This window comes from Nitrospirales bacterium (assembly GCA_031315865.1).
Lineage (GTDB): Bacteria > Nitrospirota > Nitrospiria > Nitrospirales > UBA8639 > JAGQKC01.
On sequence record JALDRJ010000002.1, the window covers coordinates 151,961 to 174,684 of the forward strand.

19 protein-coding genes are annotated in these 22,724 nt (G+C 52.2%); 14 read left to right on the forward strand and 5 right to left on the reverse strand.

The genetic code is table 11. From position 1 onward, the window contains the following. The first annotated feature begins 9 nt into the window (after nt 1-9). The 5 genes from MRJ96_00705 (at nt 10) to lipA (ending at nt 5,035) form a co-directional block, all read left to right on the forward strand. A complete protein-coding gene (locus tag MRJ96_00705; GenBank protein MDR4499960.1) occupies nt 10-174 on the forward strand; it encodes a hypothetical protein in 165 nt (54 codons plus the stop codon). A gap of 94 nt (nt 175-268) precedes the next feature. Continuing rightward, nucleotides 269-871 carry a LemA family protein gene (locus MRJ96_00710; protein MDR4499961.1) on the forward strand — a complete coding sequence of 201 codons (603 nt, stop codon included), beginning with the start codon at nt 269-271 and terminating at the stop codon, nt 869-871. Nucleotides 872-878: 7 nt separating this feature from the next. Then, nucleotides 879-2,981, forward strand: a complete 2,103-nt coding sequence (locus MRJ96_00715) for a M48 family metalloprotease (GenBank protein ID MDR4499962.1) — start codon at nt 879-881, stop codon at nt 2,979-2,981. Next, the gene (locus tag MRJ96_00720) at nt 2,947-4,038 is read left to right on the forward strand and encodes a 2-oxo acid dehydrogenase subunit E2 (protein MDR4499963.1); all 1,092 of its coding nucleotides are present in this window, start codon (nt 2,947-2,949) and stop codon (nt 4,036-4,038) included. Before MRJ96_00715 ends, MRJ96_00720 begins: the two co-directional genes overlap by 35 nt. Nucleotides 4,039-4,132: 94 nt before the next feature. Beyond that, a complete protein-coding gene (gene lipA / locus MRJ96_00725) occupies nt 4,133-5,035 on the forward strand; it encodes a lipoyl synthase (protein MDR4499964.1) in 903 nt (300 codons plus the stop codon). Between the two features lie 130 nt (nt 5,036-5,165). Here lipA and MRJ96_00730 read toward each other — a convergent pair whose 3' ends face one another. Together MRJ96_00730 and MRJ96_00735 are read right to left on the reverse strand one after the other, a co-directional pair. After that, nucleotides 5,166-6,083, reverse strand: a complete 918-nt coding sequence (locus tag MRJ96_00730) for a DUF2891 domain-containing protein (protein MDR4499965.1) — start codon at nt 6,081-6,083, stop codon at nt 5,166-5,168. A gap of 206 nt (nt 6,084-6,289) precedes the next feature. After that, on the reverse strand, nt 6,290-6,481 hold the full coding sequence (locus MRJ96_00735; GenBank protein ID MDR4499966.1) for a hypothetical protein: 192 nt from the start codon (nt 6,479-6,481) through the stop codon (nt 6,290-6,292). A 486-nt stretch (nt 6,482-6,967) separates the two neighbouring features. Between MRJ96_00735 and MRJ96_00740 the strand changes: the two genes are divergently transcribed. The 4 genes from MRJ96_00740 to MRJ96_00755 all read left to right on the forward strand — a co-directional run bounded on the left by MRJ96_00740 (nt 6,968) and on the right by MRJ96_00755 (nt 12,310). After that, nucleotides 6,968-8,044 carry a heme-binding protein gene (locus tag MRJ96_00740; GenBank protein MDR4499967.1) on the forward strand — a complete coding sequence of 359 codons (1,077 nt, stop codon included), beginning with the start codon at nt 6,968-6,970 and terminating at the stop codon, nt 8,042-8,044. A gap of 214 nt (nt 8,045-8,258) precedes the next feature. After that, nucleotides 8,259-8,693, forward strand: a complete 435-nt coding sequence (locus MRJ96_00745) for a hypothetical protein (GenBank protein ID MDR4499968.1) — start codon at nt 8,259-8,261, stop codon at nt 8,691-8,693. 855 nt (nt 8,694-9,548) lie between these two features. Continuing rightward, complete coding sequence (locus MRJ96_00750) at nt 9,549-11,399, forward strand: copper resistance system multicopper oxidase (GenBank protein ID MDR4499969.1); 1,851 nt, start codon at nt 9,549-9,551, stop codon at nt 11,397-11,399. A 2-nt stretch (nt 11,400-11,401) separates the two neighbouring features. Continuing rightward, entirely contained in the window at nt 11,402-12,310 is a 909-nt protein-coding gene (locus tag MRJ96_00755; protein ID MDR4499970.1) for a copper resistance protein B, read from the forward strand. A gap of 140 nt (nt 12,311-12,450) precedes the next feature. On the opposite strand, the gene MRJ96_00760 is transcribed toward MRJ96_00755, so the two are convergent. The 3 genes from MRJ96_00760 to MRJ96_00770 form a co-directional block, all read right to left on the reverse strand. Continuing rightward, nucleotides 12,451-14,538, reverse strand: a complete 2,088-nt coding sequence (locus MRJ96_00760) for a TonB-dependent receptor plug domain-containing protein (GenBank protein ID MDR4499971.1) — start codon at nt 14,536-14,538, stop codon at nt 12,451-12,453. A gap of 220 nt (nt 14,539-14,758) precedes the next feature. Further along, nucleotides 14,759-15,175: a nickel-responsive transcriptional regulator NikR gene (nikR, locus tag MRJ96_00765; GenBank protein ID MDR4499972.1), complete on the reverse strand. Its 417-nt coding sequence runs from the start codon at nt 15,173-15,175 to the stop codon at nt 14,759-14,761. Nucleotides 15,176-15,259: 84 nt separating this feature from the next. Continuing rightward, nucleotides 15,260-15,865 (reverse strand): Spy/CpxP family protein refolding chaperone, encoded by a 606-nt coding sequence (locus MRJ96_00770; GenBank protein MDR4499973.1) that lies wholly within the window; start codon nt 15,863-15,865, stop codon nt 15,260-15,262. A 170-nt stretch (nt 15,866-16,035) separates the two neighbouring features. Here MRJ96_00770 and MRJ96_00775 point away from each other — a divergent pair, with 170 nt between their 5' ends. The 5 genes from MRJ96_00775 to MRJ96_00795 all read left to right on the forward strand — a co-directional run bounded on the left by MRJ96_00775 (nt 16,036) and on the right by MRJ96_00795 (nt 22,684). Beyond that, the gene (locus tag MRJ96_00775; GenBank protein MDR4499974.1) at nt 16,036-17,187 is read left to right on the forward strand and encodes a citrate synthase; all 1,152 of its coding nucleotides are present in this window, start codon (nt 16,036-16,038) and stop codon (nt 17,185-17,187) included. Nucleotides 17,188-17,621: 434 nt separating this feature from the next. Next, nucleotides 17,622-19,019, forward strand: coding sequence for an NAD-dependent malic enzyme (locus MRJ96_00780; GenBank protein MDR4499975.1), 1,398 nt, complete (start codon nt 17,622-17,624; stop codon nt 19,017-19,019). A 103-nt stretch (nt 19,020-19,122) separates the two neighbouring features. After that, nucleotides 19,123-20,838 (forward strand): FAD-binding protein, encoded by a 1,716-nt coding sequence (locus MRJ96_00785; GenBank protein ID MDR4499976.1) that lies wholly within the window; start codon nt 19,123-19,125, stop codon nt 20,836-20,838. Beyond that, the gene (sdhB, locus tag MRJ96_00790) at nt 20,838-21,797 is read left to right on the forward strand and encodes a succinate dehydrogenase iron-sulfur subunit (protein MDR4499977.1); all 960 of its coding nucleotides are present in this window, start codon (nt 20,838-20,840) and stop codon (nt 21,795-21,797) included. Before MRJ96_00785 ends, sdhB begins: the two co-directional genes overlap by 1 nt. Continuing rightward, complete coding sequence (locus MRJ96_00795; protein ID MDR4499978.1) at nt 21,794-22,684, forward strand: CoB--CoM heterodisulfide reductase iron-sulfur subunit B family protein; 891 nt, start codon at nt 21,794-21,796, stop codon at nt 22,682-22,684. The genes sdhB and MRJ96_00795 overlap by 4 nt, the downstream gene beginning before the upstream one ends. The last annotated feature ends 40 nt before the right edge of the window (nt 22,685-22,724 follow it).

The following is a 22,724-nucleotide window of genomic DNA, read 5'->3' on the forward strand; positions in this document are numbered from 1 at the left end:
CATAATCTCGTGGCAATCGCTTCATCGCCGCCCCATGCCAGGAATATGGACGCGACCTTGGCCCGCGTGATCTTTTGCCAACAGCAAATTCCACCAACGGACACCCGCCAGAACAAAGATCCTCGAACAGCGCGCATCGTCAATTTTCGAAGCACGATCCTTATTGGCGAGTAGGTAAAGTGCCTACGTATCCAGCCGAATAGAGAGGAGTGGAGTACGGCTGTTTAGAAGACTGTCTGAGATCTTTCTGACAAGAAGGAGAGGACGTATGGATAGCGCCACCATCTTTCTGATTCTGATGTGCTTGGCATTCGCCGCTCTGACCTTTTGGGTCGTCAACTCATACAATCAGCTCATCGCGTATCGCAATCGCTTCAGGAACGCCTTTGCCCAGATCGATGTGCAACTCACGCGACGGTACGACCTTATCCCTAATCTCGTGGAAACCGCCAAGGCCTACATGAAGCATGAGCGTGAAACGCTGGAAGCCGTCATTCATGCAAGGAATCAAGCCTCTCAAGCCACCAAGCAAGCCTCGGCCAATCCCGAAGATACCAAAGCGATTCAGGGCTTAATCAGTGCAGAAGGCCTGTTGACCGGCACGATGAGCCGTCTCTTTGCCGTCATGGAGAATTATCCTGACCTCAAAGCCGACAAGCATATGCGACAGGTCAGTGAAGAACTGACGTCTACTGAAAATCGAGTGGCGTTTGCCCGCCAAGCCTACAACGACGCGGTCATGATCTATAACACGCAACGCGAAACCTTCCCGGTCAATCTCGTGGCCGGCGGATTTCATTTTAAGCCGGCGCAACTGCTCGAAATCGAAGAAGTTCAAAAACGTCAGGTTCCACAAGTCGCTTTTGCATGAGCGCGCCATGGATTTTTTTGGACATCAAGATCAGGCTCGACGCAAGACCCGATGGCTTCAAAGTCTGTTCGCGCTCGCCGTCACGGTGACGATTGTCGGCATCTATTGGACTATCTTGGGAACGATGTCGTGGATTGAGTGGAGGTCCGCGCTTGAGACTGATCCCTCGCTGCCCTTCTCCTGGGACTTTTTCTGGCGCTGGGATCTTACGCTGTTCAGCCTCGTCGGCCTGTTCTGCCTGATCGTGATCGCCTTGGGGTGCGCCATTAAATTCATGGAACTGCACGCTGGCGGCGCGTGGGCCGCCGAACTTCTCGGCGGGAAACGCCTTGATCCCTCCAGCCCCTCCGACGCCGCGCGCATACTCATCAACGTCGTGGAAGAAATGGCCTTAGCCTCGGGAATGGCTCCACCACCAGTTTACGTTCTCGAGCAAGAGAAGGGGATCAACGCGTTCGCGGCTGGCTACACGGCGGATGATGCGGTCATTGGCGTCACTCGCGGCGCGATGACGCAGCTCACTCGCGATGAACTTCAAGGAGTGATCGGCCATGAATTCAGCCATATTCTCCATGGAGACATGCGATTGAATTTAGAAATGATTGGATTGCTGTACGGATTACAAGGGCTGGGAGCATTAGGCCGGACGATGCTCAACTGGTCTCTCAATTATAGCGCTCATACGAGCAACTTTTTCACCCCCGTACATGGATTGAGTATTGTCTTGAGTCTTCTCGTCGGGGGCGCGCTGCGGGTGGTGGGATCTATCGGGGTGGTCTTGGCCAGCATGGTCAAAGCTGCCGTATCCCGTCAACGAGAGTTCCTGGCCGACGCCTCAGCCATCCAGTTTACCAGAAATCCTGAAGGACTCGGCAACGCATTGAAGAAGATCGGGAACGTGAAGGAAGGCTCCATTGTCCATCATCCGGAAGCGCCTCAAATCAGTCATATGTTTTTCTCTCATGGCCTGTTGTCCGGACTTGAAACCCTGTTTGCGACCCATCCACCGTTAATCACACGCATACGGCGTATCGATCCGACATTTTCCGTCCAACCACCATCGAGTCATTCAACGCAAACTTCTCATTCATCGAGGGCGACCGATAGAGGAATATCTTTCGCCTCGGCATCAAGCGCTGGAACGAATTCGTACCCGGCATACCAGCAGCCCACTCCAGACTCGATTGTGGATCAGATCGGCGCTTCGCATCCTCGCCATGTGAACTATATCCACACGCTCCTTTCGAGAGTCCCGCCGGTCATTCTCGAAGCCGTTCATGAGCCATTCGGAGCGCGAGCCGTGATATATGCCTTACTGCTGTCTTCCGATGCGCAGACAAGAGCCATTCAAGTCAGCCGATTAGCGTCGCATGCCGACCACGTCGTCTATCAAGAAACGCTCAAACTCGAGCCAGTCATGCAAAACCTCGAGCTTGCCGCCCGTCTTCCCCTCATTGATCTGGTCATACCCACATTGAAGCTCCTGTCCGAGCCACAATACTCCCAGTTTAAAGCGAACGTGAGAAACATCATTCCACAAAAGAATCAGGGCGCTCTCTTCGGCTGGACCTTACGGCGAGTCATGTTGCGACATCTCGACCCTCATTTCTATCCAGCCGCGCCATTTACTCTGCCGTGCCATTCGCTGAAACGGATAGCTCATCACTGTGGCGATTTGCTATCCGCCCTTGCCCATTACGGAAAGGGAAACAACGACGACGTCATGCGCGCTTTTCGCGCTGGCAAACAAGAACTCAAGATGCCTTCGCTTACGCTCGCTCCGGCCAGTCAGTGCACATTAGCTTCGCTAGACCTGACTCTCTACGCCTTGGCCCGGACGACACCAGAGGTTAAGCGAACCATCATCAAAGCTTGCACGGCCTGTATCTTGGCGGATCGTCATGTGACCCTTGAAGAAGGCGAATTGCTTCGCGCCGTCGCCGATTCGTTGGGGTGTCCCATGCCTCCCGTGTTTGCCGCGCTTCCACAACGTCTACCCAGCGATGTAAAAAATGCGGCATCTTCTTCGCCTGATGTCCCAAAATCGCCCGCACGAACAACCCACGGAGCCTCTCATGATCACACGCGTCACCATGCCAAAATTCACTAAACACATGACCCATGGGTCCATCCTTGTGTGGAAAATGGAGGAAGGCGAAGCCGTGACAGAGGGGGATATCATCGCCGACGTCGAGACCGACACCGCCATCATGGAATTAGAGGCGCATGGATCAGGATTTCTCCGTCATATTCTCATCCAGGAAGGACACTCGGTAAAGACTGACACCATGCTGGCGATCATCGGAGATTTAGACGATGACACGGAGTCTATCGTACAAGAAGCGCTGAAGATTCAAGATAAAACCGGCGTGTTTCAGACACCGTCAAAGTCAACGGGTCGACCCACGAGCCGCCATCGTCCTCAAACAGAAGAACTCACCACAATTCCCCATGCCCACGCAGCGAGTGACTCGGAATCAGCAGTTCCGTCTCATGCGCTGAATGAAAGAAAACAGGAATCGAGTACGACTCGGTCCTCTGCTCTTAACGATGACGACATACCCCGTTTTCACCTGACGACGGATGTGAGCATGGCCGAAGGCGAACGACTTCGTGAACAAATGATAGACATTCAGCACATGCCACTGAGCTTGACGACACTCTATGTTCGAGCGGCCGCACTCGCGTTCTCCCGTCTGCCAACTTGCCTTGAGATCTTCTCAAGTCGAGGGCATTCTCTAGACATTGGCATCGGCATCATTGTGGACGATCGAGTCCTCACACCAACACTTCACGACTGTGGGCGAAAAAATATCGCTGAACTTTCCCGTGAAATCCAAGTTATGACAAAGCAAACACGAGTTGATCCGCGCTTTTGTGAAAAGGAATCAGGCGCCCGTTTCTCGATACTCCACCTCGGCATGTACCCCATCGAACGCTGCGTCCCGATTCTGACCCCACCCCAAACAGCTGCCCTTTCAATCGGCGCCATTCGAGATGTCCGGCTGGAAAAAGATGGAACCGTTACGGTGGATCGTCGCGCAACGGTCACGCTGACCTGTCAACAACCAGGCTTCGATGAAAAGCAAGGCTCTCAATTGTTAGACACATTGAAGCAATTGCTTGAGCGCCCACTAGCAATTTTCCTTCCAAACCCAGTAGAGTAGCCGACGTGAATCGTTGTTTGCCTATGCTTTCCCAGACGACGATCCGCGTTCAATCTGTCAATTCTTTATCCCCGAGAGAAAGTAATCCATCGCGATGACGTTTGTACCCATCACGCAAGTCCAAACGATCAAGAAGCCTGGCCCGCGGCCACGTCTGCCGGAATGGTTCAAGGTGAAGTTGAAACAAGGCCCCGATTATCGGGATATCCGAACAATCATCGATGAACGCGGTCTTCACACCATCTGCGAAGAAGCACGGTGTCCGAATATGTGGGAATGCTGGAACAATCGTACGGCCACATTTCTCATTTTGGGAGACATATGCACACGACGATGTCATTATTGTTCTGTCGAGACAGGAAGACCCACCGGCCTCGACCACGAAGAACCGCGTCGCGTCGCGGAAGCCGTTGAAGCCATGAGACTGCGCCACGCCGTGATTACTTCGGTCAATCGTGATGAATTACCGGACGGCGGGGCATCGATCTTTGCCGAGACGATACGGCAAATCCGTGAAAGACTTCCGACGTGCGGCATTGAAGTCCTGATACCAGACTTTCAGGGTAATGAAGAGGCATTAGCAACCGTTCTTGCCGAACGCCCTGATATCCTTAATCATAATATTGAAACGGTTCCTCGTTTGTTTCCGTCTGTCCGCCCTCAGGGCAAATACCAACGTTCGCTCGACCTGCTCAAACACGCGAAGGCATCGGGGGCGACCACCAAATCCGGACTTATCGCTGGCTTAGGCGAAACGACCAACGAGGTTCGCGAAGTCATGCACGATCTCCATGAAGTGTCTTGCGATATCCTGACCGTCGGGCAGTATCTCCAGCCCACCAAAGACCACATGCCCGTGGCCCGATTCTACTCCCCACAAGAATTTGAGATGTTAAAAGAAGAAGCTCTCACGCTCGGCTTCAAACATGTTGAATCCGGCCCGCTCGTCCGAAGTTCGTATCATGCGGAAAAGCAGACAGCAGGAGCACATATGTAGCGAGGACATCGCAGAGTAATAAAACGTGATTACCAGTAAATCTCAAGCACCTTTCTAACGTTTGACAAAGAAACAGTCTGATACTAGCCTACTACTTAAGGCTACGTTACAGTATATTGTTTTCCAACCTTTACATTCCTTTCTCACCCATACTCAATGCGATCGCGTAGATCCCGAATTGCGGCACCCAATGACTGTATTGTTTATAGTCGTCCCGCCAGAATTCCGTTTTCTCCATATGCGTGACGACATGATCCATGTAGAGATCCCGATACGCTGCATCCCCAGTGGTTGTAAAAAGGGTCCAATAGGCCCAGGCTCGACTGAAGTTCAACCCTGCTGAATGGGGTTTTGGAGCAATCACATTGGGCTTCAGCCGCAAAATATCGGAAGAAAAAGAATGCAGCCAAGCCCTCGCCTCGTCAGACGGCAGAACAGACAGTATCGTTCTCGTGCGTTGAAGCGATGCCCCGAAAAACTCATCAATGTGCTCATCATAGGATGCCGGAAAATGCCGGTCGAGCGGGATGAATCGTTCTCTCGTCAACGTCATCAATCTTTTCTGCAACGCGGTATTCTCTTGCCAGCAACTCCATTCCCACAGGTTCAACACGGCCCAGGACACATTGCCGTACTCCCGGCGCGATGCATAATGAAGAATGTCGTCATCGGATAACGAAAAAACCCAGTGTTCTAACCGCGTGGCAATTTCCGTAGCGAGCACGTGTACATCCGAATGTCGTCCCCATCGTTCGCGCTCTTGGGCCAGCTTCAAAAACCAGGCATATCCATATGGCAACTCATGATCCAATTCACCACATTGTAAACAGGTCAATTCTTCGGCCAATCGCTCCGATCGCAAGACCGCCTCTGCCGCATCAAACCATGGTGTATGGCCCGTCAACCGGGAAGCCACGAGCAATGCATAGGTCCCGTGGACGCTGGAATGCCAGTCGATGCACCCACAAAATGCCGGATGGCGCGTATCTGTTCTCGTGACGCCCCGTTCGACCACCGTGGCCAGTGACGTGAGATAGTCTTTCCGCATCCCGCAGAACTCCTGCCAACATGTCAGGGGATGGCTACATCTCTTTTCGTTACTCATAGATCCTTACCCATTTCAATGCATCGATTCTCCTGAACCGATTCGTTAAATCTTTACGACTCATTTTTCCCATATAGAGCAACAGAGCTCAAGGCAATTTTACGTCCTCGTCCGGCGAATCTCCAAAAGTGGTCCGTACTATTCGTCCTCTAAGCCATGAGATGACAACCATACCCTGGCTCAGCCACACAGTCGACGATTCGTGTCTGCTGGTCGGTGGCGGATCCCTTCAGTAACAGTGAAGTAATCGTGTGAGTGATGATCGTGTCTGCTAAAACCTGGCTGAGGTCATGTGAGGCAGAGCGAATCCCAATACGTGCCAATCGATATAGACGACACACCCCGTACGGTCCGTACGTTGAACCAGACGGAAGTTATTGGAAACGGCTATCACGAACAGACCTGAAATTGGTTAGCGGATTAGCAGCTTGCGACAAGACTTTAAGTTCGATGTTCAGTACTGTATATTTTGCTTCTTTCTTATCGGCATCGGACTACTTAAATGCTGAAACAACGTGTCTTGGTCCCTTTTCTACATTGGCTACCGGAATATCGGACATCGAGTCAAAGGAACATCGATTGGCTTGGGTAAAGCGAAGAGGTCCGACATCCCACATTCCATAAACTTCGGGGATCGAAAACGAAAAAACAGTCGATTCCATAATTTGCTTATGCCGGTCGAACTCACCAGGCTTTCAAACCTGGTGATGGGTGTGCGTTCAAACAGTCTGAGGCCTTGAGGCTTATCCTGGGAAGTGTATTGATTCCGATTGTTAGAGCGGAACATCCCCTTATTATTAATAATCCTATAATGAATGGAGGAACAAGTGAAGAAATCAGCACAGTTCAGGCGGAGTTGCAAACCGGGGGCAATCGGATCGAAAGCATTAGGTCCGTTAGGATTACTCCCTGGAAAGTGGGAGGGGAAAGGAACTGGATGGAATATGATCGCCCTTCCATTTGACGGGGCACGCTTCAAATTCCGAATTCTTATGAATCAATACGATGAAGAATTGGTATTCACGACAGTCAGTGACAATGTTGAAAACCGGGGATTAAAAGGTGTTCTCGACTCCAGCAACAACCCGCCTGGGAGCCCGGACGATGACCAATTTGTGGTTGCACTGGATTACCAGCAATCTATCACGCAAGGGAAAGCAGAGGATAATCCAGACAGTGGCGGTCTTGCCGGCGTGATCGGAAAACCGATCCATCATGAACCCGGTCTCTGGCTCTACATGAAAAACCTGAGGGCCATCGACAAAGATATAACGGATACGCCTGACGGAGGGATTAAAATGGCTGATGCAGTCATCGAGGTTGCTCGGCTGGCTGCCGTCCCCCACGGGAATTCAGTGCTGGCCCTCGGCACCGCAACTACCGAGAAGGGAATGCCGGACATCCCGCCTGTGAGTGGTCTACCAATTGGACAATTCCAGGATTTATCTACACCTGACTCCAACTTCTTGACCGATCCGTATCTGGCTCCTTACAAGCACTACATTGATAATCCATTCATGGGCGATGTTCAGGGTATTCCGGGATATCCGGGATTCAATCCGAAGGACATGCATGAAATTCTCCGGTTTGCCAATCAGAGCATTGACATAAAGCGCACGACGGTTTTGACTGTTGACACCACTCGCCAAAACGCTGGCATCGTCAACGCGCCTTTCGTGACAAAGCAGGCTGAGCCGGCAAGTATGAAGTCGACTTTTTGGATTCAAGAGTTGAAGGAAAAAGACCAATATGGGCGTCCGAAACTTCGGTTGCAGTACTCCCAAGTGGTGATGTTGGATTTTTTCCGGCCACGAGAGGACGGGCATCCTGATCGAGCGCGATGGCCGCACATTAGCATCAATACACTCGAAAAAGTGGCAGATTCAGCCGAATATGCTGACTGATTATGAAGAGCCAAAGTCAGGATAATTTCGCCTTTCACTGATAGGAGGGGCTCACCGATACGGCTACAGGCGATCATAATACCGCTGATACGGTGTTATGATTGTCTGTGGTCATTCTCGATATGGAACCGGCAGCGACCGCACCTCACAGGATTCAACACTCCCATAATCTTGAACGTAAAATGGACAATTGGTTTGTGTTATTCTACGCGGTATGGATCGTAGTGAACAGGTTCAGCGTGGCTTACGGCGGTTGAAACAGGCTATTGCACGGATCGAAGCTGATCTGGATAACAAAGCTCACCTGCCCCTAGATCCCCCCATTGCCCAAGAAGACCGGAACGTGGTGATTGATCTGATTCGCCTAGCGATTTGGGAGGAAAAGGAACAGGACCGTCCCCGCCTCACGCCCGATAAAGAAGGCATCGACTGGATGTGGATTTGTGGAAAAAAACTGGAGTATGCGCCGAGAGCGGAAGACGATGAAACGTTTTGGATCACCAACGGGCGGCATGAATTCTTAAAAATGAAGTTTCAACACGGCGATTCCGTCGAAGAATTACAACTTACCTTTGCCCAATCAAAGCAGGCGATCATCACAGAGTTGATCCGGCAGGGGTTGCTTCCAGACGAAACCTCCCTTCAATAGGTGCAGTAGCCTCTCCTTTTGCAAGCGCACGGGGCCCCAGCCATCGATACTCCAACCTGGCCTGGCTCGCTACTCCATGTTCTATCACACCACCGGAAGCCGCCATCAGGACTTGAACCGGCAAACATCAGATACGGTCTCTTTGGCAGAAGGCATGACGCGGCCAAGGAGGTCATGACAGGAAAAAATTTCACTGAGCAAGCTGTTTTAAATTCAGGAAACATTTCTGTGGTGATATCCAGTGTGCTGTACATATCCATGAAAGAGAGTTAGGCTAATAGAAAAGCGTGAAAGGCAATCCATACGTACACATGAATTTACAATTTTCGCCAAAAGTAAAAGGCTGTGTCCTCCTTATCCTGTTTGCTTTTGTGCTTTGCGGGGCAGGTGGTTTGTACTGCCCCATGCCGGCCTCCGCCACCGACATACATCACTCGCAACCAACATCTCACCATTCCACTTCTTTATTAATGACGAGCGACTGCCCTGACCAATTAAGCACATCATCTTCGGAAATTTTTGCAAATGACGATGTGTCTGTAGGCTCTATTTCTGCGGTCACGGTCTCCGGGTTACACGACATTCCTCGCTTCGGTCTTTTTCATTTTCTAGGTCATGAACGATTACCCTACCCCACGACCTACCCTCTTCGGCATCTTCTCTTCTCCGTTTTTCTAAATTGAGCATTCCTCACGACTGAATAGCAAAAGTGTTCAGAATCCATGGGGGTTCTGGGATGAGCTGACTATTTTCGTCACCGTTTCATGCTCGGCATGGATGTCAGCAAGAGCGCTCGAGAAAAATAAAACGAGGGTCACACGTCAAGGTTCAAAGCACGTAACAAGGAACAGAAACATGAATAGCCAGCATCACGAGATAACACGGCGTGCGTTGCTAGCACGCATCGGAACGATGGGGCTCGCGGCTGCCCTGACCCCGTTCATCCCCTCCTACATTTGGGCATGTGCAGCGATCAATAGAGCAACACCCGCCTCACCATTGCGTGGAAATTCCATCGATTTAAGGATTACGGAGACTCCGTTTCGAATTGGAGATCAACTTGGCATGGCGAAGACCATCAATGGCACGGTGCCGGGGCCTTTGATCCGCCTGCAGGAAGGGCAAACCGTCACTTTCAACGTCACTAACCGATTAGAGGAAGACACGTCGATTCATTGGCATGGATTGATTTTACCGCAAGATATGGACGGCGTGCCTGGCGTGAGCTTTGCCGGCATCAAGCCAGCCTCGACTTTTTCCTACCGCTACCCGGTTCGACAAAACGGCACCTACTGGTACCACAGCCACTCCGGAGGGCAGGAGCAGTCAGGGGTCTATGGACCGCTGATTATCGATCCGATCGAGCCGGAACCATTCCAGTATACCCGTGAATACGTAGTGGTGCTCTCGGATTGGACATTCGAGTCACCGGAAGTGCTCTTCGCAAATCTCAAAAAAGTACCTGATTACTATAACTTTCAGAAGCGCGCCACTCGCGAATTTCTTACTGACATGAGGCGACAGGGGTTGTGGTCCACACTGCAGAATTATTTGATGTGGGACAGGATGCGGATGGACCCGACGGACTTCGCCGACGTCAGCGGTTATGCGTATACCTATTTGATGAACGGCTTGTCGCCCGAAATGAATTGGACTGGGCGTTTTTGTCCAGGCGACAGGGTCCGTTTGCGCATCATTAACGCGGGGGCAATGACGTTCTTCGATGTACGCTTGCCCGGCCTCAGCATGACCGTCATCCAGGCAGATGGACAAAACGTGCAGCCCGTTGTGGTGGACGAATTTCGCATCGGTCCGGCGGAAACCTACGACGTCATCGTCAATCCTACCGAAAATCGGGCCTATACTCTTTTTGCTGAGACGATGGATCGAAGCGGATACGCCCGCGGCACGTTGGCTCCGCGCGCCGGCATGCGTGCGCCACTTCCTGAACGTCGATCGAGGCCACTCCGGACGATGGATGACATGGGTATGGCCGGTATGGACATGGAAAATATGGACGAGACTTCTCATGCGAGCCACGCCCACTTGCCCCATCAAGCCATGGGCATGATCGAGACCCCGGAAACACGACACGCGCACGACATGAACAGGCTGTCAGATATGCCGATAGATGATCCATCTCATTCAACGATTCCCGGCGTTAAACCGGTCAAGCATGGCCCCGACCATCACGGGACGGGCAATCAAGCTGTGGCGGAGCATTCTCAGAATCGTAGTGGCGAGCCTGGGAGAGGACTCGGCAACAGTGACCGGCGCGTGTTGGTCTATACCGATTTAAAGAGCCTTGTACCCCACCCCGACCAACGGAAGCCTGAGCGTGAGATCGAGCTCCACCTCACCGGCCACATGGAGCGCTATATGTGGTCATTCGACGGGAAAAAGTTTTCGGAAGCCAAAGAGCCCATTCAGTTTCGGTTTGGTGAACGTCTTCGCTTAACCTTCGTGAATGACACGATGATGGAACATCCCCTGCATCTGCACGGCATGTGGATGCACCTCGAGAATGGCACGGGGGTCTACCTGCCTCGGAAGCACACGGTGATCGTCAAGCCGGCAGAGCGACTCTCTGTTGCCATCACCGCTGATGCGCCGGGGCGTTGGGCATTTCACTGCCATCTGCTCTTTCATATGAAGGCAGGAATGTTTCGAGTCATCGAGGTCACTGACCAAAAGAGCCAGATGTGATCATGAACGCCTCCGTTCGAACCGTTCTTTTATTAACGGTAGTCGGTTTCCTGGGCATGGGGTTCGACGCGGTCAGCGCATTCGCCAAGACGACCTTCCCCCCATCAACTCCTTCAAGTACGTCCACTCGCTCAACTCCTCAAAAAATTGTAGAGATGTACCAGCTGGCTCCGTTAAGTGCATCAACAGAAAAGAGGGACGGCCTGCCAAACGTCGCCCCCCAGACTGACTGGCCCAGTCCTGTGGAGGATGAGAAGAAACATATCTTTATTCTCGCTGACGTCCTTGAATATCGTCCAAACATGGGCGGGTCAGAGAGTGGAAACGATTACAGGTGGGATATCGAAGGCTGGTATGGAGGGGACTATAACCGCCTCTGGTTTAAAACTGAAGGACAACAGAACAGTGCTTTTAAAGCCGACTACGATGCAGATTCCCAGTTGCTCTACGGACGTTTTTTTCAACAGTATTACGATTTTCAGGTCGGCGGTCGTCTTGAAACGCAATCCTATCGTGATCACAATGTGACGCGTGGGCTAGTCGTCATCGGACTGCAGGGACTGGTGCCTTATAACTATGAAATTGAGTCCGCCCTATTTGTGAGTTGTCTCGGCCATGTGTCCGCTCGTCTGACGACGACCAAAGACCTGTCCTTGAGTCAACGCCTGATCCTCCAACTACGCCTAGAAACCAACGCGGCCATTCAACGGGTCAAAAAATTCACAACCGGTTCCGGACTCAATAACGTGGAAGGGGGCGCACGTCTGCGCTATGAAATCCGGCGTGAATTCGCGCCCTACGTAGGAGTTTCTTTGGATAGAAGTTTTGGCGAAACCGCGACCTTCGTCAGGAAAGAGGGCGGAGATTCAAGTCAGATTCGTTTTGTGGTGGGGGTTCGAGTATGGTTCTAAATTGCGCAAACCGTTCGGGATTGTGAATTTATCCCACACGCTAATCGGACGGGAAACTACAATACCTTCCAACTTGAGTCGTTATTCGATACCTTACACACCAAAAGTGCGATGGCTAAAGGATGACTTTCGTCCAAAGTCTACTCCGGCCAAAACCAAGTCAGCCCCCCCATGAACATTCGAGGTGTTCCCGGAACAAAGTGAATATCGGACACGCCACCGGCGGGTTCTCCAGAAAGACGGGAAGCATAGAAAAACTGCGCCTGACGCCAATCGGTATCGGTTAAATTGCGAATGCTGAAAAAGGCCTCCAAACGTCCTGCTGGTGGCCTAACGGGTATTTTGTAACGAAGAATCAGGTCGAAAATCGTAAAGGGTTCCAGTTTCACGCTGTCATCTTCCGTGCCGGCCCGACTTCCCACGGTCAACATTTGTAATGTCCCGGAGAGTCCCATTGGAAGGCGGGCTGTCACCATTGAAAAGGCCGTGAATTCCGGAGCTAAAGGAACGGAATCGCCGGTTTTTCTGAACTCGGCATGAGTATACGTGATGTCTGCTCGAAGAGTGAGCCATTCCAGCGGAGTGAGGCGAGCGCTGAATTCCATGCCCAGGCGGCGGGTCTTTCCACGTCTTTCCGTCGTGCCCTCATCCCCCACGAACACCAGTTCGGACTCCAGATCCAACAGCCAAAATGTAGCCAAAATTTCCGACCAGTCCCACGGATGGCTCTTGATGCCGACTTCATACCCAACAGCTCTCGGCAAGGTGTTGGCTGATGAATTTTCCACGACATCCCGTGCATCATTGCTGTGAAACCCCGTGCCAACATTCAAGAAGAATTCGGTCTGGTCCCAGGGGCCAAAAATCAGGTTGGCCTTTCCGCTGGTGATGGCATCGGAAGCGAACCCATTCGGCCTGACCGAACAGGCAGCGCCACAACGATCCTTCACATGATACGTGAACACATCGACCCGTCCGCCTCCGACAAATCGCAGCCAGGGGAAAAACTGTAGGTCCAACCTGAGATATGGAGAATAGGAGGATTCAAAAATGTCTGATTCCTGCGTGATGGCTAAAGACGAGCGTTTGTGTTGCGTGCCCAGACGGACCCGAATGTTATCGAACCGGGTCTGAAGTCCGGCCGTCATGGCGCCCTCAGAACCGAAGAATCGAAAAATCTGACGATAGCCGATATCCCCTCCAGTCAGCCAACGGTGATCCGTCTGTTCAATGCCGTCACTGTTCACCGGATCATTGAGGTAGAACGTAAAATTAGTGAACAAAGAGAGATAATAATATTGAGCCCACAGACGGGCGAAAACAGTCCCACCACCGGGAAGATCGGCAGAGTAATCTAAGCGACCGGTCGTTCGGATCGACTGTCCGCCTTCACTAGGGTCAAGGGACCCAAAACGGTCCAATCTCCCTGAAGTCACCTCTCGCAAAGGAATTTGGCCTGATCCATTCCATCGTCCATAATATTGGGTCAGGGTCACACTGAGTTGAGAGGATTCAGAAGGGTCTACAGTGAATTTAGCCAACCCGTTATAGCGGGTATTGCGATTGACAAAGTCATACGGGCCATCGGTGTAATAGAATTCCCCGGCCAACAGCGTGCGGAATTTTTCGTGAAAGGGAGAGGTGATGAACAGATGCCGTTGCGTGTTGAAACTTCCGCCTGCCGATTGCACGATCGTGTGAGGCACCCAGTCACGCGTGACGTAATTGGCGGCGCCCGCCGTGGCAAAGTCGCCATATTCCACATGATAGGGTCCTTTTTTAACGACGATTTCCTCGATAGTTTCCGGGATAATGAAATTGATGTCCCCGTATCCTTGTCCGTGCGCGTGGCTGCGCATATTAATGGGCATCCCATCTACATGAATGGCCAGGTCAGTGCCATGATCAGCATCAAATCCTCTCAGCAGATATTGGTCTGATTTTCCAGCGCCGCCGGAATGTTCCAAGGTGATAAGGCCGGGAGCCAACCGGAGCAAATCCGCTGGACGGCCTTGAGGTTGGAGCAGAATGTCTTCATTCAGGATAATTCGATTGGACGAGGCCGCCACAGGCCGTTCTCCAACGACCAGGACCTCCTCCAAAACGGTGATGTCTTCTTGATCGTTTCCGAATGCAGGCTGTGTCCACAACTGACCGAAGAAGACAAAGAACACAATAGCCGGAATCCACACCGCTCGATGAAAGAAGACAGGATAGGGATACGTCATTAGGTGGAAGAGCGCGGAACAAACGAGAGGCACATAAATTCGACCGGTAGCACAAAATAAAAATTTGTGGCACTCCTTATACCAAGGCCCGCAAAATAACGTCAATCGAATTTATGGGTAATAGGAAATGGAACGATGCGAGAGAGGAAATTCAGCACCTGTCTTTCAGGCGAAAGGACCAGGAGTGCGAGGATCCCTTACGAAGGCTAAGATAAGGTGGCTATTTGAGGGATTTTCCGGTAGTCGTCATGGTGAGCTGTCCATGCTTCACCCCTCTGGTTTTAATCAGTAAATTTGCCAGATCAACCAAGGCGGCACTACGTCCTTTGACCACAATGACTTCCAGGCAATGATCATGATCCAAATGCACATGAAGATTGGAAATAATGAACCGCCCGTATTCATGCTGATGATGTGTCAATTGTTGAAGCACATCCGCCTGGTGATGGTCATACACGAGTGTGATGGTGCCAACCGTTTCGTTGTTTCCTCCCCATTCTTCTCCCACCAGTTGATTGCGGATGAGGTCTCGAATCGCTTCAGAACGGTTCTGATACTTCTTCCGTTTAATGTGACGATCAAAGGCGGCCAGAAGCTTTTTTTCGAGGGAAACACCAAAACGGATTAGTTGGCTCATCGTCGCGGAAAAACACTGATCAAACGTGTGATTCAGACACACCACTCCTCTTGTGATAGGAGGATGCGCCCGGAGATATTCAGATCAATGGCCTTTTTTAAGATCCTTACCATGGCTATAGCCCTCGGAATGACCTTGCCCATATCCGTGCTTGCCCATGGAACCATGTCCCTTCATATCCGCCATGCCATGCATGCCACCCGACCCAAGGCTCATCTGTTTTTTCAATCGGTCACGAAACTGTTGATATTGATCGGGAGTCAAAATCTCTTTGAGCTTCAGCAACGTATCGACCCGGTACAGCATGAATTGCTTTTGCAAGCCTCCGATTTCATCAACCTTTTTGGCAATCGCGGCTCGATCGGTTTCCTTTTGGTCCAGTAACGTACCCAAATCGATCATCGCAACACGGAGATCGGCTCCATTCTTGATCATTGTCTTGCGATACCCTGTTTCTACCGGAGCCAGGGCTTTTATTTGATCCTCCGTTAACCCGAGTTCCCGTTGCATTCCCAGAGGCGATAACGAACCATGATGCTTCATGCCGCCATGTCCTGATCCTTGATGCCGCTCCATCATCCCGGAATGGCGATGTCCCTCGTCTCCGAACACGAGACCTCCTGACAGACATACCATCGTCAACAGTACCAAGAGTGTCGTACCCTGTCGTGCCCAAATCTGCCCCATCATGAATGGTCCTCCTCAAAATTTTTGATGAACGATGCGAATGCTCTCAACCCTGACGGCCCGGGGTAGTATAACAAATTCGACTGACAGAGTTGGGGACATTTACAAAAACAGAGTATACTGAAAGAAGACGTCGTTGTATCCTCAATAATTTCAAAGGACGAAGTGAGCTTATGCGAGACTTTTTCCCAGGACTAGCAGGAGTACCTGCGACAAAATCCAATATCAGTTGGGTCGACGGACAAGCGGGGATTTTGGAGTATCGCGGCATTCGCATTGAAGAACTGGCGACTCATGGCACATTTACCGAAACCGCGTATCTGCTCCTGTTTAATGAGCTCCCAACCCGGTCAGCGCTTCAACAATTCGAGTCCGATCTCATGCGGCACCGCCGCATCAAATATCGCATTACCGATCTGATGAAATGTCTTCCAGAGCATGGGCATCCGATGGATGCTCTGCAAGCAGCCGTCGCGGCCCTGGGAATGTTCTATCCGCTCCCCAACGTCCAGGATGCCGAAGCCCGCTATTGGTCGGCCATTCGGCTCCTAGCCAAACTCCCGACGATCGTCGCCGCGTTCGCTCGACTTCGCCGTGGCGATCACCAGATTCAACCGAATGATTCACTTTCCTACTCGGAAAATTTCTTTTACATGCTCTTCGAACAATCCCCGGATCCCGCCATCGCGAAACTCTTTGACACCAGCCTGCTTCTGCATGCCGAACATACGATGAACGCCTCGACTTTTAGCGGTCTGGTCACGGCCTCGACTCTCGCCGATCCGTTCTCGGTCATTGCCTCCGCAATCGGCACGTTGAAAGGTCCACTTCATGGCGGAGCGAATGAAGCGGTCATTCATATGCTCAGGGAAATTGGCTCGGTTGAACACGTTTCCACCTACCTTGATCGGAAAATGGCGGCAAAAGAAAAAATCATGGGATTTGGTCATCGGGTGTACAAAGTCAAAGACCCTCGGGCCCTCATTCTCCAGGAATTCGCACGGCAAATGGACCACACTCACAAACAGGATTCATTGTTCAGGATCGCACGAGCCGTTGAACAAGAGATGGAGCAACGCGTCGGTCACAAAGGCATTCGACCCAACGTCGATTTTTACTCAGGCATTATCTACCATCATATGGGCCTCGAAACTGACCTCTTCACTCCAATCTTTGCCATGGCACGCGTCGCGGGATGGCTCGCGCACTGTTTTGAGCAGTATCAGCACAATCACCTCTTCCGCCCAGACCAACTTTACGATGGCCCTCATAACCGCCCCTATGAACCTCTCGCGTCACGGAACAACCCGCCTTCTTCCGCATGATTCCTCCCTTCCCATATCCTTCATTGTCTTCGCAAAACCTTGAAATACCGTGGCGACAACAATCGTCGAATTTGGCCACGAGCAGGGGTACGATGTTCGGGCGAGTTTAAACGAGTTTCATCGCACCTCTAAAAAGATTTGGTGTCCTGTGATTTTACCCGCCATCCCGCTTCAGCCCACTTGTGCTCACCCACAAAACCTTATATAGTAAAAGTGTGTGTTCACATTCTTACGCACGTCAACCCCAATCCAGTTAAAATTTTCACAACGATCTTGAGAAACGCTCGTTGAAAAGGTGAGTGGCCGTCCTCCCTTCTATCAATTACCCTTCACGTTGCTATCACCCTACAACCAGATTTTCGGTTCACGCCTGCGGGGCCGCGGAGAACGACCGCAGACGATGTGAGCTGCACGAATCGCCGGAGAAAAAAACCATGGCAGATCATAAGCCCGTCGTATCGCTCACCGGGAAAACAGAATTTATTCGGATGGTACGATATAAGAGTGAAAATCAAGTCGGCGTGTTGGCGCAACTCATGACGGCAATCGCCAAAGAAGGCGGGAGCATCGGAGATGTCAAAACGCGGAAGCTTGGCAAGTACTATATCTGGCGCGATGTCACCATCATTACACAAGACCGAGAACACTTTGCGCGTGTCCTCAAGGCCATTCGAAAATTGAAGGAGACCACCATTCTGCAGATCATCGATGAAGTGCTTGAACGGCATCAAGGTGGAAAAATCAGGATGGAACTCAATACCAGGATTGAAACCGTCAACGACATGCGGCTGGTCTATACTCCAGGCGTGGCGGATGTCTGCCGTCTTCTCCAAAAAGACCCGAGTGAGGCCTACAATTACACCTGGATTCACCATACAGTCGCGCTCTTGACGAATGGAAGCCGGACCCTGGGTTTGGGGAACATTGGTCCGCTGGCCGCCATGCCCGTCATGGAAGGCAAAGCCGCTCTGTTTCGAAAATTCACCGGCTACAACATGGTCCCCATCCCCATCAATACGACAGATCCACAGGAGTTCATTGACACCGCCATCCGTCTTTCTCCAGGATTTGGCGCCATCCACCTAGAGGATATTTCTGCCCCGGAATGTTTTGAGATTGAAACCGAGCTGGTGAAACGTTTGAGCATTCCCGTTATGCATGACGACCAAGATGGGACCGCCGTCGTCTGTCTCGCGGCCGTCATCAATGCATGTCGAATCGTCAAAGGCGACCTGGAAAAAGTTCAGATCGGTCAGGTCGGACTCGGCGCCGCTGGAAGTGCCATTGCGCGTTTGATCATGGCCTATACCAAACGAGACGTTTGGTGTTGTGACAAGAATCCCTCCGCGGTCAACCGGTTGGAAGAGTTTCGCCGGAACAGTGCGACATTGAAAGAGATCATGAATCGCTGCGATGTCGTCATTTCCACGACCGGCGTTGAAGGATTAATCAAGCCGGATATGGTGAAGCCTCGGCAGATCATTCTGGCATTGACCAATCCCATCCCGGAAATTACCGAAGAACAAGCGCTGAGCGCCGGAGCCGCGTTCTATTCGGATGGGCGGTACGTCAATAACCTGCTGGCCTATCCCGGCATTTTCAAAGGAGCCCTGGAAACTCGAGCCATGGCCATCAATGATTCCATGTTGCTGGCCGCCGTGCAAGCCATCGTCGAGGCCACGCCCCAGGGCGAGATCGTGCCCAGCCCCTTGGATTTAACCGTGCACGTCGCCGTGACAAAAGCGGTCGCCAAAGCGGCCATGGCCAGCGGCGTCGCACAAAAATATTTTGAGGACGACTATTTTGACGTTGAAGAGAAACTGGCCACATGACCATCCAATAGGGCTTTTCGCAACCATGAAGAAAAACAGAACAGAACCCATTCATTCGCCTGCGGGACATGCTTACTGATTCCTCCCTCTCTGTAATATACCCATGACCACTGTTCATACCTACGATGTCCTGGTTATCGGAGCTGGGCTCGCCGGAATGCGAGCCGCGTTGTCTGCCCACCATCAAGGTGTGAGCGTCGGGGTTCTGACCAAAGTTCATCCGGTCCGGAGTCATTCCAACGCTGCACAAGGAGGCATCAATGCCGCGCTGACCGACCGGGGAGATAAATGGGAGGATCACGCGTTCGAAACCGTCAAAGGCAGCGATTACTTGGGCGACCAAGATGCCGTAGAAGTCTTAGCGCAAGAAGCCGGGCAGGATATTATCGACTTGGAACACATGGGAGTGATCTTCAACCGAAATGAGGAAGGACGGTTGGGAACCCGCCGATTCGGTGGACAGAAACGCGCCCGGACATTCTTTGTCTCTGATTTCACGGGACAAGCCATGTTGCACGTCTTGTTCGAACAAATCCTTCAAGCCAAACTCCCTATCTTTGAGGAATGGTTCGTCACTTCCATCGTCAAGGACGATCATGGACGATGCGCCGGGGTCATCGCGTTCGAAATTCGAACGGGGAAATTTTCCCTGTTCAAGGCCAAGGCCGTCATCTTGGCCGCTGGCGGGCTTGGTCGTGTGTACGAACCCAGTACCAATGCGTTGATCTGCACTGGCGATGGGATGGCGCTGGCCTATCGGGCTGGTGCTCCTCTCATGGATATGGAAATGGTCCAGTATCATCCCACGACTCTCAAAGGGAAGGGACTCCTCATCAGCGAAGCCGCTCGCGGCGAAGGAGCGTATCTGCTCAATAGTGAAGGGGAACGATTTATGGAACGGTACGCTCCCAACATGATGGAGCTGGCTTCCCGTGATGTCGTTTCACGAGCCGAACAACTTGAGATCAATGAGGGTCGCGGCATCAATGGTTGTGTATTGTTGGACTGCCGGCACCTCGGCAAAGCGTTCATCCACGACCGATTGCGGCAAATCAATGAGGAGGCCAAAACCTTCGCGAATATTGACCTCGCGGAAGAACCGATCCCTATCCGCCCGGGCATGCATTATCAAATGGGAGGGATAAAAACGGATATTGACGGACGATGCTGGGACATCCACGAGCAATGGAAGGGTGTGCCAGGATTATTTGCCGCCGGCGAAGCGGCCTGCGTCAGTCTCCATGGCGGGAATCGTCTCGGCGCGAATTCGTTGCTGGATACCGTCGTGTTCGGAAGACGCGCCGGAGTCTGTGCCGCAAAGTACGCCAAGACATGTTCCGCGCCAAGCCTCTCGGAAGCCGTGGTGGACAGCGATCAAAGTTTTGTGGCCTCGATACTCAACAGACCCGCACAAGAAGATACGATCGCCCGAATCCGATTGGAGATGGGCCAGACCATGAATCGGCACCTTTCCGTCTTTCGAGACGAAGATGGCATGAATACCGCACGAAAGGTCATCGAGTCGCTCAAAGTACGATGGAAATCGGTCGGAATCAAGGACAAAGGCCGCGTCTTTAATACCGGCCTCATGAACACCCTGGAACTCGGATTCATGCTGGATTGCGCAGAGACGATCATCACCGGAGCGTTGACGCGCAAAGAAAGCCGTGGGGCGCATTTCCGAACAGACTATCTGGATCGGGACGACGACGAATGGCTGAAGCACATTTTGCTATATCATAGCGGGAACGGCGCGCCAGACATCGATTATCTTCCCGTTCGCATTACTCAGTGGAAACCACAAGCCCGGGTGTATTGATGAGCACCACGCTTCGTATACGCCGGTTCAATCCTGAGCAGCAGGCTCCGGCGCCATTTTTTCAAGACTATGAACTCGAACTCGAGCCATCGGACAGCGTCCTGGACGGGCTCATTAAGGTTCGAGAGACACTCGACGATTCACTCGGACTTCGGTGTTCATGCCGTGGTGCCATCTGCGGGTCTTGCGGCATGCGGATCAACGGCCATGCCACGTTAGCCTGCAAAACAAAGATCGTCACCGCCACTCAAGAAGGTACAACCATTCGCGTCGAACCCATGAATAACATGCCCGTCATTAAAGACCTCATCACGGACATGTCGGCCTTTTGGGACAAGATTCGCCAGGTTCGGCCCTGGCTGCAACCAAGCGGAGCGACGCCAGAGGCTGAATACCTCGCGCCGGCAGAAGCCATGAGTCATCTGTCTGGCGTCATGACCTGCATTATGTGTGGCGTCTGCGTCTCCGACTGTACGGTGCTGGAAGTCGATTCGCGATTTGTGGGCCCGGCGGCTTTGGCCAAAGCCTATCGATTCGTCGCCGATCCTCGTGACGGACAGAAAGCCCAACGGCTCAACGCCCTGAACGAGCCAGGCGGCATGTGGGATTGCACCAGATGCATGGAATGCATACAAGTCTGCCCCAAAGGGGTTGGTCCGATGGACCGCATCATGTCATTGCGCGCCAAAGGCATGGACGAACACGTTTCATCGACATGCGGCTCACGCCATGCCGAAGTCTTTACGGATATTATTGAGCGTAAAGGGCTGCTCGATGAACCGATGCTGGCCCTGCGAACGTTTGGACTGGGAAACTGGCGCCGCCTGCTCGGCATGATTCCAGTGGCACTTCAATCGTTGCGCCACAAGAAAGTTCCACCGTCCGGCCCTTTCCACCGTGCAATTCCCGGCATTGAACAGATCAAGCGGCTGTTTGCTCGCGTAAGGAGAAACCCATGAAATACGCCTTCTTCCCCGGCTGTGTCTCGAAAGGCGCGTGCCCTGAACTGTATCAATCGGTCATGCAAGTCTACCCCAAGATCGGGATCGAGCTTGAAGAAATGACCACGGCCTCCTGCACCGGTGCAGGCGTGCTCCAGGAAAAAGACCGGCGGTTAGGCGATGTGCTCAACGCGCGGACATTTGCCCTGGCCGAACAACAGCAGTTGCCCATCATGACGATCTGTTCGACCTGTCAAGGAGTGATGAGTCAGGCCAACCATCGCATGACGACCGACCCGGCGTACCTCGCGGAAATCAATCAGATACTGGGAGAGGAAGGCTTACAGTATCAAGGCACCACGAGCATCCGGCACTTCGTGTGGATCTTATTGGAGGACGTCGGAGAGGATACACTCAGGCAGTACATCACAAAACCCCTGACCGGGTTGCGAGCCGCCCCTTTTTATGGTTGTTACCTGCAACGTCCGACCGATGCCCTCCAGTTTGACCAACATCCCGATCGCCCCAAAGCCCTGGAGCGCGTCATCGAAATCCTCGGGGCGGAAGTCGTGGATTTTCCCGGCAAGAGTCGATGCTGCGGATTCCCGATTCTCACGATCAATGAACCAAACTCTCTCACGATGGTCGCGACGCATACCTCGGACGCCAAAAGGCATGGAGCCGACATTATGGTCACGCCTTGCCCGCTTTGCCATTTAAATTTAGATGGGATGCAGGCGAAAGCTGCGGGCCAGCAGAAGACATCGATCGATCTCCCGATCCTCCACCTCCCTCAACTCCTGGGTCTGGCTATCGGAATGACGCCTCAATCGCTTGGCCTAGGCCGCAATCTCGTTTCTCCGGATTCTGCGTTGCGCAAGCTTGCCGGTGCGGGAGTTTCGTAGCAGCCATGTGAGGAAGCCGAAGATTTTTTGAGGTTGGAGA